We start from the raw sequence: 13,609 nt of genomic DNA on the forward strand, positions 1-13,609 counted from the left end.
GGCGGGTCGGCCGTGGCGAGCCTAACCGTCGCCCGCGACCGTCCGGTCGGCCGTCCGTGGAGCGACGAGGTCGCGGCGCAGGAACACCTCGCACGAACCCGGGGGTGGGGTGGCAGGCTCCCGGTCGCGTCGGAAGCCGTGCCGGTCGTACAGGCGGCGCGCACCGTCGTTGCCGTCCATGACCCACAGCCCCACGTGGTCGTGGCCGGTCTCGCGCGCCCACGTCAGCACCTCGACGACCAGCGCGTCGGCCAGCCCGGTCCCGCGCCACACCGGGTGCACCCACAGCCCGTACAGCTGGGGTCGGTCCGGGCCGTCCCCCAGGTGGGCGCCGACCAGGCCGACGTCGCCGCCGAGCACGCGGGCGACGACCCGCGGCCCGCCGGTCAGGCGCTGCCGCCAGCGGGCCTCGTCGAACGCCTCCTCGACCTCCAGCGACGACGAGAACGCCTCCGGTGCGTCTGCGAGTGCGGCCAACCGGACCGACGACCATCGCCGCCAGTCGTCGGGACCGACCCGGTCGAGCTCCCAGCGACGTCCCAGGTCCACGGCGGTGCTCCTTCCCCCGAGCGCCGTGTCGGTCCGGGACCGCCTGCCCACTCCCGGAAACCACCGACGACATCCTGCCCGGTCGGCCGCCGGTGTGCCAGCAGGTGCGACGACTGCCGGATGGGCTGCGGGGTGACGGACGGCCGCCGACCGCCGGCCGCGGCCCTACCGTGCACCACCCGATCGACGACCGACCGGCAGGTTCGCGTGACCACCCACGACCTCATCATCATCGGGTCCGGCTCCGGCAACTCGCTGCTGACCCCCGACTACGACGATTGGCACGTCGCCCTGGTCGAGGACGGGCCGCTCGGAGGCACCTGCCTCAACCGGGGCTGCATCCCGTCCAAGATGCTCGTGCACACCGCGGACCGGGCGCGGATCGCCGCGACCTCGGACCGGTTCGGGATCGACACGAGCTTCGCGGGGGCGGACTGGCCGGCCATCCGCGACCGGATCTTCGGGCGCATCGACCCGATCGCCGCGTCCGGCGAGGTCTACCGCGAGCAGGCCGACAACGTCGACCTGTTCAAGACCCACGGACGCTTCGTCGGCCACAAGGACCTGGCCGTCGACGACCAGGTCATCAGTGCCGACACGATCGTCCTCGCGGCCGGAGCCCACGTGCACGTGCCGGCGATCCCCGGCCTGGCCGACGTCGACTTCCACACCTCCGACACGATCATGCGTGCCGACGAGCTTCCCGCCCGCACGACGATCATCGGCGGCGGCTTCGTCGGGGTCGAGATGGGCCACGTCCTGGCGGCACTGGGCAGCGAGGTGACGATGCTGGTCCGACGTGCGGGCCTGGTGACCGACGAGGATCCGGAGGTGAGTCGTCGGATCACCGCTGCCTACGGCCGCCGGCTCGACCTCCGACTGGGCACGTCCCTGGTGGAGGTGGAGCAGCGCGGCGACGAGGTCGTCGTGATCACGGGTGACGGGGAGGTCGTGGGCGACGCGCTGCTGGTCGCCACTGGTCGCACGCCCAACGGCCGGGACCTGGGAGTGGAGCGGACCGGGGTCGAGCTGGACGGCGAGGGCTACGTGGTGGTCGACGACCACGGGCGGACCACCGCGGACGGGATCTGGGCACTGGGCGACATCTCCAGTCCCCAGCAGCTCAAGCACAAGGCCAACGCGGACGCGCGACTGGTGGCCCACAACATCGTCCACCCCGAGGACCTACGGTCGCTGGACCTGGGCCCGGTCCCCCACGCCGTCTTCGGCGACCCGCAGGTGGCGTCGGTGGGGATGACCGAGCCCGAGGCGCGCGCCGCCGGGATCGACTGTGCCATCGTGGTGCACGACTACGCCAGCACGGCCTACGGCTGGGCGATGGAGGACACGAGCAGCATCGTCAAGCTGCTCGCCGACCGTGACACGCACCTGCTGGTCGGGGCCCACGTGATCGGTCCGCAGGCGTCGACCCTGATCCAGCAACTGATCCAGGGGATGCGGTTCGGCCAGACCGTCGAGCAACTGGCCCGCGACCAGTGGTGGATCCATCCGGCCCTGCCCGAGGTCGTCGAGCAGGCCCTGCTGGCCTTCGACTGGTGAGACCAGGCGATCCGTGCGGACCGTGACAGATGTCACGGGGCAGAGGTGACGGGCTGGACTGTGCCACGACGGCGTGGTCGGCCACGGTGGTGATCGACCCACCGAGGAACCGATCATGCACACCCCGCTCCACGTCCACGGGCTGTCCCACCGCTACCCCGGGGCCACACGCCGAGCACTCGACGACGTCGACCTGTCGGTGCGACCCGGGGAGTGCCTGGCGCTCCTGGGTCCCAACGGCGCCGGCAAGACCACCCTGATCCGGGCGGCGACGGGACTGCTCGTCCCCGACGGCGGCACCGTGACCGTCGCCGGTGGGGACCCTCGCCATGCCGACGTCCGGGCACGCCTGGGGGTCATGCTCCAGGCCACGGCCTTCCCGAGCCACCTGACCGTGCGGGAACTGGTCGTCGGTGCCGCGCTGCGGGCCGGTCGCACCACGGCCGATGCGGACCGGATGCTGGCCGACCTCGGCATCGATGACCTGGCGGGGCGCCGGACCCGGACGTTGTCCGGCGGCCAGCAGCGTCGACTCCAGCTCGCCCGGGCGCTGGTGACCGACCCGGACCTGCTGGTCCTGGACGAGCCGACCGAGGGGCTCGACCTGGCGAGTCGGCGTGCCACCTGGGAGCACCTGGCCGCGCGTCGGGAGCGCGGGACCGCGATCCTGCTGACCACCCACCTGGTGGCCGAGGCCGGGACCGTGGCCGACCGGGTGGCGGTCCTGTCGGCCGGCCGGATCGTGGCCGACGCCACCCCGACGGTCCTGACCGACCAGTTGCCGGACCGCACCATCCACGTGCACACGACCGTGGCCACCGCCAGCCTGGCGGCCCTCCCCGGCGTGCTCACGATCGACCGCGCGCCGGCCGACGACCCGGACCCGGCACGGCGTGATCGCACCAGCATCGTGACCCGCCGACCCGAGGACGTCCTGCGCCAACTGCTGGTCCTCGACCCGGCCGCACATGGCCTGCGTGTCGTCGGGGCCAGCCTCGAGGACGCCGTCGCCACGCTCGGCGGCGCCGGGGACGCGCGCGGCCCACGTCCGACCTCCACCACCCACCACGACCGGAAGGACGCGGCATGACCGCGACGACCACCCCCATGGTCGGGTCCGGCGCCACGGCGCGTTCCCGACCGTCCCTGCCCACCATGCTGGCCCTGGAGGTCCGCGACGAGATGCGGATGATCCGACGCGAGCCGGCCACGCTGTTCTTCAGCATCGTGATGCCGGTGGCCTTCTTCGCCCTGTTCGTCGGCATGTTCGGCGCCGAGACGACCGGTGACGGCCTGCCCGCCGGCACGGTCATGCTCGCGACGTTCGGTGCCTACGGCGCCATCGCCGCGACGATGTCGACCCCGGGCATCGGGCTGGCGACGATCCGCGAGAACGGCTGGCTGGAGGCCGTGAAGGTCTCGCCGGTCCCGGTGGGTGTCAGCCTCGCCGCCAAGGTGATCGCGACGGTGCCCTACGTCGTCGGGATCCTCGGTGCCATGACCGTGACCTCCGCGGCCATGGGCGTGCTCGACATCACGCTCGGCCAGTGGCTCCTGCTGGTGGTTGCACTGATCGTCGGGTGCCAGGTGTTCGCCCTGCTCGGCCTGGCGGTCGGCGCGATCGCGTCGCCCAACGCCACGACCGCCATCCTCAACGCGATCCTGCTGCCGTTGGCGATCGCCGGCGGTCTGTGGTTCCCCCTGGAGTCACTGCCGGACTTCGTCGCCACGATCGCGCCCTGGCTGCCGACCTACCATCTTGCGAAGTTGGCGGCCGCACCCCTGGGAGGTGGACCATGGCTGGGTCACCTGGTCGTGCTCGTGGTCGCCACCGGGATCGCCGGGCTGGTCGCGAGGTGGACCTGGACCCGGTCGCACCGGTGACCGACGCGCAGCACACGACGTCACCCTCGGCAGCGGTCGCTGTCGGGGGTGGCGACATGACGCACCATCGGCGCCCCACGCCCCCGATGTCGACGTGGATGCCGGCGGGCGAGTACGTCCACCTCCTGTACCTGTTCAACCTGCTGTGGCAACCGTTCTTCGACGAGAGCGCCGACTGGGTCGACTGGCTCGTGGTCGTTGGCGTGGTCGTGCTGTTCGTGCCGATCTACGTCCTGGCCCACCACCCCGATCCCCGCTTCAAGCGGATCGCCCTGGCCGCCACGATCGCGCTCGGCACGGTCGCGACGATGTTCAACATCGGCGCATCCGTCCTGTTCGTGTACGCGATCGCCAACGTCGCGTGGGTCGACCGTCGCCGGGTCGTGTGGTGGCAGGCCGGCCTCACCGGGCTGTGCGGCCTGCTGGTGCTGGTGTCGCCCGTGCCGTGGCCGTTCCGCCTCTACGGCATCCTGCCCTCGGTGGTGTTCATCTGGGTCATCGGGTGGCTCGTGACGGCCGACGCGCGCCGCCACGACGAGGCCCAGCGACTGCGCATCGACAACGTCCGCATCGAGCAGCTCGCCACCGCCGACGAGCGCGAACGCATCGCGCGGGACCTCCACGACCTGGTCGGCCAGAGCCTCACCGGCCTGGTCGTCAAGGCGCAACTGGTGCAGAGCCTGCTGCCGAGCGATCCCGACACCGCCACGGCCCAGGCGGCCGACCTCGAGACCAGTGCGCGTGATGCACTGGCCCAGGTCCGCGCGGCCATCGACGGACTGGGGCAGGTGTCACTGGTCGACGAGGTCGACACGGCGGCACGGACGCTGGGCGCCGCCGGCGTCGACCTGTCGGCAGACGTCACCGCCGCCGGCCAGCCGGGCCCGCTCGTCGAGCGCATCCTGGCCCTGGCCCTCCGCGAGGCGACGACCAACGTCGTCCGCCATGCCCGCGCGTCGCGGTGCACCGTCACCCTCGACCGCGTCACGGACCAGTGGGTGCTGGTGGTCGTCGACGACGGCGTCGGTGGCGGGACCGAGGAGGGCAACGGCCTGCGTGGCATGCGCGAACGGGTGCTGGCGGTCGGTGGCGTCGTGCACCGCGACGTGACCAACGGCACCCGGCTGACCGTGGAGGTACCGGCATGAGCGTCGTCCGCGTGGTGGTGGTCGAGGACGAACGGATGATCCGCGACGCCTTCGCGCAGCTGCTCGACCTGCAGCCCGACGTCGAGGTCGTGGGTCGCGCGCCCGATGGCCGGGCGGGACTGGACATGGTCCGCGAGTTGGGGCCCGACGTCGTGGTCACCGACGTCGAGATGCCCCACATGTCCGGCCTCGAACTGGCCACCGCGATCCGCGACGAGGGACTGCCCAGCCGCGTGCTGGTGGTGTCGACCTTCGCCCGCACCGGCTACCTGCGACGCGCGATGGAGGCAGGCGTCGCCGGGTACGTGCTCAAGGCCGCCCCGGTCGCGGAGCTCGTCGACGCCCTGCGCACGGTCCGCGACGGCGGTCGGGTCGTCGCGCCGGAGCTGGCCGTGCAGGCGTGGGACACCCCCGCCGGGCTGACGGAACGCGAGCGCCAGGTCCTCGCGCTGGCCGGCGACGGCCTGCCCAACCGCGACATCGCCGCACGGCTCCACCTCGCCGAGGGCACCGTGCGCAACTACCTGTCGTCGGCCATGACCAAGCTGCACGCCCGCAACCGCACCGAGGCGGCCGCCACGGCCCGCGACCGCGGCCTCCTGTGACTCCAACCCAGGCTCTACGGTCTGGCGTACGGCCGCCCTGGCTGCCCGACGCGACGACGGGCGGAGACCGCCGGACCGGGCGGAGGAGAACATGGACGACTGCACGTTCTGCCGGATCACGGAGGGGTCGCTGACGGCCCACATCGTCCACGAGGACGCCGTGGTGATGGCCTTCCTCGACACCACGCCGATCAATCCCGGACACACCCTCGTCGTCCCCAGGGTCCATGAACCGGACTTCCACCACCTGCCGCCCGCCTCGTACCGGGCGCTGATGGACGTGGTGAGGACGATCGCCACCGTGATCGACGAGGTCCACCGGCCGACGAAGGTGGGACTGGTCGTCGCCGGTTGGGACCAGCCGCACGCCCACGTCCACGTCGTGCCGATGCACGACTACCACGACATCACGTCGCGGGCCCTCCTCGACGGCCACCGAAACCGCACAACTCCCCGGGAGCTGGAGCGGGTGGCCACACACCTGCGTGGAAGTCTCGCCACCCGCGACGCGTCGGGTGATGCCTGATTGCCCCCAGGCCGTCTCGTGGCGCAACGGACATGCTGCCAGTTGACCGGGACGGTGATCGCATGTTCAGTGGTCGTTCACGGCGACGAGGATTTGCGATGCCGGCTCCTGAGAAGCGCCTCCCAGGTCAGCGGAACGCCGACCACGACGGGCCAACGCCAGACCCGAACGCGGACTTCGCCGGGACAGCCTCCCTGTATGGCGGCGGTGATCCGACGTGGGCATGCGATTGGTCCGGGTGATCAAGGACTGGTCGAGTCGGCGGCGAGGAAGGTGACCGACCCGGGCGAGCAACCGAGGGCGAGACGTCGTGGGGAATGAAGCCCACCCATCCGACCTGGCGGCGATGGCTCGCGAGGTGCTGGACGAGGTCCGCTACGTGGTGCTCGGCACGATCGACGAGGACGGGCAGACCCGCACCTCACCGGTGTACTTCGTGCCACACGGCTACCAGGACCTCTACTGGGTGTCGGACCCGAACACGCACCATTCACGCAACCTCGAGCGCGACGACCGGGTCAGCGGGGTGGTCTTCGACTCGACCGTGCCCCCGGGACCCCGACAGCGAGCGGTCTACGTGACCGGCACCGCGAAGGAAGTCCAGGCCGACGAGATCGCGCAGCACCTGCCCAAGGCCTTCGACCCGGGACGAGGAGGCCGAGCCTTCGCCGCCGAGGAACTGACGGGCGACGCCGACCTCCGACTGTGGGTGCTCAACGTCCACACGTGGGAGGTGCACATCAGGGCCGGTGACCCGATCCATGGTTCCGGCACGGACCGGCGGGTGGCCGTCGACCCACGGGCATGAGACGAGGACCCTGATCGCCCAGAGCCCCCCGGGCTCGCCGCTGCCGCGGAAGCGCCGGAACCATGTCGTGTGCTCTTCTCGTGCGCTCATGCGCGGGACCAGCACACGACCGGGGCACCGGCGACCGCCACGTGGAGTCGACCCGCTCACCAGAGTGGATGTCTGGGTCGCCTGCCGATGAGCCGTCGAGACGGGAGCCTCAAGACCAGCACTCATGCTGCCTGTTGGCCCGATGGTGCAGGATCACCACGGTCATTCGGTGGTCACGGCCACCACCCATTCCGCCTGGGTGCCTGGTCCATCGATCACCGGGACGACCTCCAGCGAACTCGGGCTCGTCGCGAACGAACGTTGGAGGTCGTGCTGGCGGCCATCGCAGACAAGCGCCTCGGTTTCATCGTCGGGCATGCCCTGCTCCTCGATGAGCGCGATGTCCGCGTCGCCGAGGCAACGGACGTGGATGGTGACATCGGTACCAAGCCCGGTCGACGACGACACCCTGCCTGGGAGACCGTCTCCGCCTGCCGCGACCACCAGCGTCCCGGAGCCAAGATCCAGGTTGGCTTCGGGTGGACCGTCGAGGTCGATCGTCTCGGCTTCGGTGGGACCGGTCGACGCAGCGGGCGTCGCGGACGGTGCCGTGCAGCCCGTAGCCACCAGCACGAGCACGATGAGTGGCGAGAAGAGCCCCCTTCGGACCTGCACCAGTCGTCCTTCACCATTGCGTACGAGGACCACCGTAGGCCCACGTCATGCAAGCTTCCGGTTCGCGCCCGCCAGGTGTCCAAGAACCGAAGGAACGAGTGCAGCGCGCCTGCTGACCTCTCGCCAGTGTTTGCCGGATCGACCGGCTACCACTGGCTCTCGGCGATGTACTGAGCCACGGTCACCTCGCGGGACTTCCATGGCACGCGCTGGCGGAGCGTTCGTCCGTCGCCGTAGAAGTCCGGATCGTCGACAGCGATGCCGAGCGCAGCCAGGTAGTCGACCAGGAGTTCGCGGTCGAAGCGATCACGGATGCGACGCGCGTCGTAGCGCTCCACCTGCTCCCATGGCTGTGGGTCGCCGCTGGCGTGCCAGCTCCATCGGCCGTCGGTGGTGACAGCCGACAACGTGCGGATGTACGCAGCGGTGGCTCACCGGACGGGCCGTGCAGCCAGAGCTGGGTGCTTGCCTCGGCCAGCCCATGGCGCGGGTGGTGGCCGACGGTGACGTGGCGGGCGTCCAGGCGTTCGGCCAGGACCGACGCAGACGCCGTCGGGTCGCCCCCGCCGATGAAGTTGTTCAGGTAGGCCGTCCAGCTCCCACAATCGACCACCACCTCGACCGTCCACGGAGCCTGCATCGGGTCCAGGTCATCCAGGCACTGACGGAGTGGTTGCATGGCGGTCAACGAGTAGTCCCTCGCCCCGACCTGCGAACGAAACGTGGACAAGACCTCGACAACGTCATCCAGAGGTTTGTCGATGAAGTCCACCCAACACCCGATCGGGCGCGCTGACCCGCCGAGGAGCACCGGCCAGGACAGACCGTGCATCGGATCTGTCGTCATGGTCATCCACCACTCGGCCCAGCAGCGAGACTGCGACGGGTAGCGCCTCGTCCTGTAGGAGCACGCCGCTTGACATCTGCAGCCAGGCAAGCACGTCACTGGTGTCTCTCGCTGACAGACAAGATCCACCGTAGGGGAGCCGTGGTCGGGCACGTACCAGGACGAGGCCACCGGCGGGGCACTGCGACTGTAGGAGTGTCGAGATCCGGTGGCTACCGCATGGTCGGGGAGCGACTCGACCGGGCGTCGTGGATGCTCACGACCACGACCCGGTCGGATGATTCGTCGTGGGTGCAGACAATGATCATCCAGCGCCACGGGCCGAGCACGAAACGCATGCCGTTCCAGCGGCCTGCCAGTTCCGGGCCCAGGCGAGGGAACTCGACCAGGGGAGCCAGCGTGACCCGCACCCGTCGCCGAGTGTCGGCCGGGAGGCTGTGAGTGGCGATCAGCCTGTCGAGGTCTTCGACCGCGGTCTTGGCGAGTTCGACGGTGGCCACTCCGTCACAGGTCCTCGAGGGCGACGGTGTCCCCGGTACGGGCTTGGTCGATGCCCTGCTGGGCCCGTTCCCAGGCCCCGTCGATGCCGTCGAGCACGGCGACGACGTTGTCGGGATCAGGGTCGGCGTCGTCGATGGCCGACGACAGCAGGGACCGGGCGAGCGTGCCCTCGTTGACGTGCACGCGCGCCGCGAGCTGCGCCAGCTTCGAGGCGTGCTCGCCGTCCAGGGTGATGTTGAGGCGTTGGCTGCTCATTCCGCGAGACTACACGCTGCGACACGATTCGTGCACTTCATGCTCAACGGCGGTTTCGACCGACTCAGTCCGGTCCCCTGCCCATGCGAGAAAGGTGGTTTCAAAGATCCCGAGCGGTACTCGGTCGGACTCCGATGTTGCTCGGCTGAGTAGGGTGCGCGTGCTGGTGCGGCCGGTCAGGTCGCCGCTGCTGGAGTCGCCTTGTCCACGGCCAGATTCGTTGCTGCGGCCACCATGAGTGCGATGTTGTCGGCGACGGCGATGTTGTCGGCGTGCGCGCCCCAGCCAGGTACCGGTGTGGCACTGCGAGAGCCGCCGCCTCACGGCTGGTCGATCGCCGTCGAGGTCGACCAGCCCTTCACCGACGGATTGGAAGTGCTGACCATCGCCGACAACGGCGGGCCGGTGACGCTGGACCGTGTCGACATCATCGGGAGTGAGAATCTCGAAGTGGTCGGGTTCCAACTGGCGCTGCCAGAACGCGAACTGGGGGCGGTGCAGTTCTTCGAGGCGTTCCCACCCGAGCTGGTCACCAACGCCGAGGACCGACAGTCCCTGGCGTCGATCGAGCCGATCGACGTCGAGCCACCGATGGTCGTGCCGGATCACCCCGACGGTGCCGAGCTGCTGTTGGGGCTGGTCGCCACCACCACGGGCCGCCTGGAGCGATCGGCGATCCGTGTGGTGTACACCCGCGAGGGGGTGACCCAGCAGCAGATCTACCCGGCCGAACTCATCGTGTGTGCGAGCCCACGGGTCGACTCACGCACCGACTGCCCGCTCGAAGGCTCTCCGACGCCGACGGCGAGCTGACATCGGGCCACGCCCGTCGCCACCTCCAGGAGGTGTCGGGACCGGTGGGTCTCCGAGGGCTTCGCCAGCGTCCTCGAGGGTGGCGAGTGCGGGTGTTCTCCGATGCCCCGTCAGCGGGCGGGTTCCGGTTCCCGGGGCGGTGATTCGGACAGTTCCTGGTCGACTGTCGTGTCTGCTGCCGGGGCGGCAGCATCGATGTGTACGCGATGATGTACATTGCCCCCATGCCAAAGACCGTGCCTGTCCGAGAGTTCCGTAGCCACCTCGCTGACCTCCTCGACGAGGTGGCTGATCGCCGCGAGCACGTGACCATCACCCGCCACGGTCGGCCGTCGGCCGTTGTCGTCCCGGTGGACGAATACCACGCGCTGGAAGAGACCGCCGAGATCCTTTCTGACGACGTCACCCTCGCGGCGATCCAACAGGGGTTGGAGGACCTGGCAGCCGACGATGTCGTGGCCCTCGAACAGGTCCGTCAGGAGCACGTGACCCGCGAGTCACAGTAGTGGCAAAGGTCGTCCTTGCGCGCACGACCCGCGATGCCCTCGGCCAGTTGGACTACCTGCTGGCGGCGGCCATCCTCGACGCCCTCGGTGTGCTGGAACGCGATCCAACGGTGGGGTACCGACTGCGCGGGCGCCTCACGGGCCTGTGGTCGTATCGGGTCGGCGTCTACCGGATCATCTATGAGTTCCGCGACGACACGACAGTCCGGGTCGTCGCGATCCGGCACCGAAGTCAGGCCTACGGCACGGATCCTCGATAGGGCCAGGGCGGGGGATCGACCCAGGCGCTGAGGCCATTCGCCAGCGGCTCCGCAGAGTGGCGAGAACGGTGGATAGCAGAGGGCGCCAGTTGCTGATCAGTCCGCTACGGAACGATCGTTGCGACGTCGAGGAGGACTCGGACCCACCGTCGTGCGGGCCCGAGACAAGGGCTCTCACAACCGATCATGGGGTCGCCACTTCATCAGGACCGCACCAGCCAACCCGGCCCTCCGCCTCCCTCGCTCCATGAGGAACCGTCGTTGTCGCCTGCGCTGCCATGGCGCAGGTGGCGCAGATGCAGGCCCGAGCCACGTGGAGCTACACCGGGTTCAGGTTTCGCCCGCGGCTCGTTCGCCTTGCTGTTGCTCCTCGACCAAGGTGTCGTGGCGGGCCTGTGATGCATCGTGCGCGTCATCGCCCGAGGCCCCCGCCTGTCGACGATCGAGCTCATCGATGGTGCGGTCCTGTCCGTAGAGAAGCACCGTGTCGCCGGGGTGCAGGCGCGTGCTGGGCCTCGGTGCCCCGACGTAGCGGCCGTCGGCGCGTTGCACGCCCAGCACCACGACCCCTTCCTCGGGCAGGTCGAGGTCCTCGAGGGGCACGCCGACGATCCAGTCGCCTTCCTCGATGTGCAGCTCGCCGACCTTCCAGTCGTCCGACAGGTGCAGCAGATGTTCGTAGTCGCGGACCTCCAGCTCGGTGAACCGGTCCAGCAGCCACTCGATGAGCCGCGAGACCCAACGGTCGACCACGCGACTACCACCGATGGCCCACAACGCCGCGACCCCACCGACGAGCGCGACCGGGACGGCCCCGGCGGCGCCCTGCTCGAGACGGGACAACGACACCACCAACGTTGCGAGCGAGGTGACCAGCCCGGCACCGCCCAGCAGGATCAGCAGCATCACGATCCGGCGACGCACCGGGTGGTTGACCACCCACTCGGCCTCGCCTGTCGTGAACCCCGCACCCGAAAACGCCGACCGTGCCTGGAACCGCGCTGCCTGGCGGGACAGGCCCGTCATCGTCAGCGCAACGGTCGCGGTCCGGGTCACCACCATGGACAACGCCACTGCCGTGAGGAAGTACATGACCGTCCGCATCGCCATCCCTTCGATCCACCACTAGACCGGCACGCTAGAAGCGCACAGAGCCCCAGGTCACCAGCTCACGTCCGTCACACGCCGCACACCCGACCGTGGCTGAAACCACCGAGGGTCCTGGCATGTCGAACGTGGTCGCAAAGCACTGGGCACGTCACGGCCGCTTCGGAGTGCTCATCCTGAACGGCCAAGAGGGTCGGGAGCGGGTGGATCTCCGAGGTCACGCCTACGATTCGAGACTGTTCAGAGCGGGTTGCTCTCCGAGGTTTCGGCCCTACCGCCGAAAGTGTCGAGAGCGGTGGTTACCCGACGCTTGTGGGTGTCGCGGAAACCGTCCGCTGGGACGACCGCCCGGGGTCGCGGGGCGCTACAGCCAGCCGGTTCGCTTGAAGGCCCGGTACAGGCCGAACGCGATCGCGACCATCAGGCCCAGCGCCACGAAGTACCCGTAGCGCCACTCGAGCTCCGGCATGTGCTCGAAGTTCATGCCGTAGATCCCGGCGACCATCGTCGGGACGGCCACGATCCCCACCCAGGCCGAGATCTTGCGCATGTCCTCGTTCTGGCGCAGGCCGATCTGGGCCACGTTGGTCGCCAGCGCGTCCGACAGCAAGTCGTCCAGGACCGTCAGGCGTTCGTGCGAGCGGAGGACGTGGTCGTGCACGTCGCGCATGTAGGGCCGCAGTGCCGGGTCCACGTGCAACGGTGGTTCCCTGCCGGCGAGCTGGCTGGAGACGTCGCCGAGTGGGGCCACCGCGCGGCGGATCGTCTGGACCTCTCGCTTGGCGTGGTAGAGCCGCTCGGCGAGGTCGTGGCGGCCGGGCGCGAACACCTGCCGCTCGATGTCCTGCACGTCGGGTGCCAGGTCGTCGAGGACGACCTCGTAGGCGTCCACGACACGGTCGGCGACGCTGTGCAGCACGGCTCCGGCTCCCGTGCGCAGCATCCGTGGCTCGTCCTCGAGTCGCTGCCGGATGTCGCTCAGCCCGGTGAAGGACCCATGCCGAACCGTGACGATGAACCCGTCCCCGAGGAACACCATGATCTCGCCGATGTGGAGTTCGTCGTCCTGGGCCTGCTCGAAACCCACGGTCTTCATCACGAGGAAGATCGAGTCGCCGTAGCGTTCGAGCTTGGGCCGCTGGTGGGCCTTGACGGCGTCCTCGACTGCGAGGGGGTGCAGCTCGAAGACCCGCGCGATCTCCTCGAACTCGGCGTCCTCGGGCTCGAACAGGCCGACCCAGACGAACGCGTCGGGGTTGTCGCGACCACGCTCGACCATCTCCGCCAGGTCGGGCTCACCCTGAACCCGACGCCCGTCGTCGTAGAGCGCAGCATCGATGATCACGTGGGCGTCCAACACTCGGCAGACCTCGGAGACTAGGTGCTACCCCGTGGCCAGGCGCCCCACGATTTCAAGCACCCACCCCCGCGGATCCGACCACGGCCCCAGGGTCGCGGGATCGGAGAGATCTCCTCGGTTCAACATCCCCGACGGTTCAGTCCGCCACTTCCCGAGTCCGCGGCGTTCGGATGTG

The 13,609-nt window shown here is 69.7% G+C and carries 17 protein-coding genes; 10 read left to right on the forward strand and 7 right to left on the reverse strand.

What is annotated here, in order from left to right; all coding sequences use genetic code 11:
* Positions 1-21: 21 nt before the first annotated feature.
* Positions 22-549 (reverse strand): GNAT family N-acetyltransferase, encoded by a 528-nt coding sequence (locus tag KR546_RS14515; RefSeq protein WP_238445439.1) that lies wholly within the window; start codon positions 547-549, stop codon positions 22-24.
* 207 nt (positions 550-756) lie between these two features.
* Here KR546_RS14515 and KR546_RS14520 point away from each other — a divergent pair, with 207 nt between their 5' ends.
* From KR546_RS14520 to KR546_RS14550, 7 genes are all read left to right on the forward strand, one after another.
* The gene (locus KR546_RS14520) at positions 757-2,109 is read left to right on the forward strand and encodes a mycothione reductase (protein WP_238445440.1); all 1,353 of its coding nucleotides are present in this window, start codon (positions 757-759) and stop codon (positions 2,107-2,109) included.
* Positions 2,110-2,224: 115 nt separating this feature from the next.
* Positions 2,225-3,199 (forward strand): ABC transporter ATP-binding protein, encoded by a 975-nt coding sequence (locus KR546_RS14525; protein ID WP_238445441.1) that lies wholly within the window; start codon positions 2,225-2,227, stop codon positions 3,197-3,199.
* A complete protein-coding gene (locus KR546_RS14530) occupies positions 3,196-3,993 on the forward strand; it encodes an ABC transporter permease (protein WP_238445442.1) in 798 nt (265 codons plus the stop codon). Before KR546_RS14525 ends, KR546_RS14530 begins: the two co-directional genes overlap by 4 nt.
* Positions 3,994-4,049: 56 nt before the next feature.
* Positions 4,050-5,141, forward strand: a complete 1,092-nt coding sequence (locus KR546_RS14535) for a sensor histidine kinase (protein WP_238445443.1) — start codon at positions 4,050-4,052, stop codon at positions 5,139-5,141.
* Entirely contained in the window at positions 5,138-5,746 is a 609-nt protein-coding gene (locus KR546_RS14540; RefSeq protein WP_238445444.1) for a response regulator transcription factor, read from the forward strand. The genes KR546_RS14535 and KR546_RS14540 overlap by 4 nt, the downstream gene beginning before the upstream one ends.
* 91 nt (positions 5,747-5,837) lie before the next feature.
* Positions 5,838-6,272, forward strand: coding sequence for an HIT family protein (locus KR546_RS14545; protein WP_238445445.1), 435 nt, complete (start codon positions 5,838-5,840; stop codon positions 6,270-6,272).
* Positions 6,273-6,582: 310 nt separating this feature from the next.
* Positions 6,583-7,080 (forward strand): pyridoxamine 5'-phosphate oxidase family protein, encoded by a 498-nt coding sequence (locus KR546_RS14550; protein ID WP_238445446.1) that lies wholly within the window; start codon positions 6,583-6,585, stop codon positions 7,078-7,080.
* 252 nt (positions 7,081-7,332) lie between these two features.
* On the opposite strand, the gene KR546_RS14555 is transcribed toward KR546_RS14550, so the two are convergent.
* The 4 genes from KR546_RS14555 to KR546_RS14570 form a co-directional block, all read right to left on the reverse strand.
* Complete coding sequence (locus KR546_RS14555; RefSeq protein WP_238445447.1) at positions 7,333-7,785, reverse strand: hypothetical protein; 453 nt, start codon at positions 7,783-7,785, stop codon at positions 7,333-7,335.
* 146 nt (positions 7,786-7,931) lie between these two features.
* Positions 7,932-8,123: a hypothetical protein gene (locus KR546_RS14560; protein ID WP_238445448.1), complete on the reverse strand. Its 192-nt coding sequence runs from the start codon at positions 8,121-8,123 to the stop codon at positions 7,932-7,934.
* Positions 8,124-8,844: 721 nt separating this feature from the next.
* Positions 8,845-9,132 (reverse strand): type II toxin-antitoxin system RelE/ParE family toxin, encoded by a 288-nt coding sequence (locus tag KR546_RS14565; RefSeq protein ID WP_238445449.1) that lies wholly within the window; start codon positions 9,130-9,132, stop codon positions 8,845-8,847.
* Positions 9,133-9,136: 4 nt separating this feature from the next.
* Positions 9,137-9,388 carry a hypothetical protein gene (locus KR546_RS14570; protein ID WP_238445450.1) on the reverse strand — a complete coding sequence of 84 codons (252 nt, stop codon included), beginning with the start codon at positions 9,386-9,388 and terminating at the stop codon, positions 9,137-9,139.
* Positions 9,389-9,685: 297 nt separating this feature from the next.
* On the opposite strand from KR546_RS14570, the gene KR546_RS14575 reads away from it, so the two are divergent.
* From KR546_RS14575 to KR546_RS14585, 3 genes are all read left to right on the forward strand, one after another.
* Positions 9,686-10,201 carry a hypothetical protein gene (locus KR546_RS14575; protein WP_238445451.1) on the forward strand — a complete coding sequence of 172 codons (516 nt, stop codon included), beginning with the start codon at positions 9,686-9,688 and terminating at the stop codon, positions 10,199-10,201.
* Between the two features lie 206 nt (positions 10,202-10,407).
* Positions 10,408-10,707, forward strand: coding sequence for a type II toxin-antitoxin system Phd/YefM family antitoxin (locus tag KR546_RS14580; protein ID WP_238445467.1), 300 nt, complete (start codon positions 10,408-10,410; stop codon positions 10,705-10,707).
* Complete coding sequence (locus KR546_RS14585; RefSeq protein WP_238445452.1) at positions 10,707-10,967, forward strand: type II toxin-antitoxin system RelE family toxin; 261 nt, start codon at positions 10,707-10,709, stop codon at positions 10,965-10,967. The genes KR546_RS14580 and KR546_RS14585 overlap by 1 nt, the downstream gene beginning before the upstream one ends.
* Positions 10,968-11,297: 330 nt before the next feature.
* Here KR546_RS14585 and KR546_RS14590 read toward each other — a convergent pair whose 3' ends face one another.
* The gene (locus tag KR546_RS14590) at positions 11,298-12,077 is read right to left on the reverse strand and encodes a TrkA C-terminal domain-containing protein (protein ID WP_238445453.1); all 780 of its coding nucleotides are present in this window, start codon (positions 12,075-12,077) and stop codon (positions 11,298-11,300) included.
* Between the two features lie 361 nt (positions 12,078-12,438).
* Positions 12,439-13,419, reverse strand: coding sequence for a magnesium/cobalt transporter CorA (gene corA, locus KR546_RS14595; protein ID WP_238445468.1), 981 nt, complete (start codon positions 13,417-13,419; stop codon positions 12,439-12,441).
* Positions 13,420-13,609 lie beyond the last annotated feature (190 nt).

Source organism: Salsipaludibacter albus, from assembly GCF_019798055.1.
GTDB classification, from domain to species: domain Bacteria; phylum Actinomycetota; class Nitriliruptoria; order Nitriliruptorales; family Nitriliruptoraceae; genus Salsipaludibacter; species Salsipaludibacter albus.

Excerpts from the sequence above, each read along its gene's own strand:
- KR546_RS14525 (WP_238445441.1), top strand. The coding sequence starts at position 2,225 with ATGCACACCCCGCTCCACGTCCACGGGCTGTCCCACCGCTACCCCGGG.
- KR546_RS14530 (WP_238445442.1), top strand. The coding sequence starts at position 3,196 with ATGACCGCGACGACCACCCCCATGGTCGGGTCCGGCGCCACGGCGCGT.
- KR546_RS14535 (WP_238445443.1), top strand. The coding sequence starts at position 4,050 with ATGACGCACCATCGGCGCCCCACGCCCCCGATGTCGACGTGGATGCCG.
- KR546_RS14540 (WP_238445444.1), top strand. The coding sequence starts at position 5,138 with ATGAGCGTCGTCCGCGTGGTGGTGGTCGAGGACGAACGGATGATCCGC.
- KR546_RS14545 (WP_238445445.1), top strand. The coding sequence starts at position 5,838 with ATGGACGACTGCACGTTCTGCCGGATCACGGAGGGGTCGCTGACGGCC.
- KR546_RS14570 (WP_238445450.1), bottom strand. The coding sequence starts at position 9,388 with ATGAGCAGCCAACGCCTCAACATCACCCTGGACGGCGAGCACGCCTCG.
- KR546_RS14580 (WP_238445467.1), top strand. The coding sequence starts at position 10,408 with ATGATGTACATTGCCCCCATGCCAAAGACCGTGCCTGTCCGAGAGTTC.
- KR546_RS14590 (WP_238445453.1), bottom strand. The coding sequence starts at position 12,077 with ATGGCGATGCGGACGGTCATGTACTTCCTCACGGCAGTGGCGTTGTCC.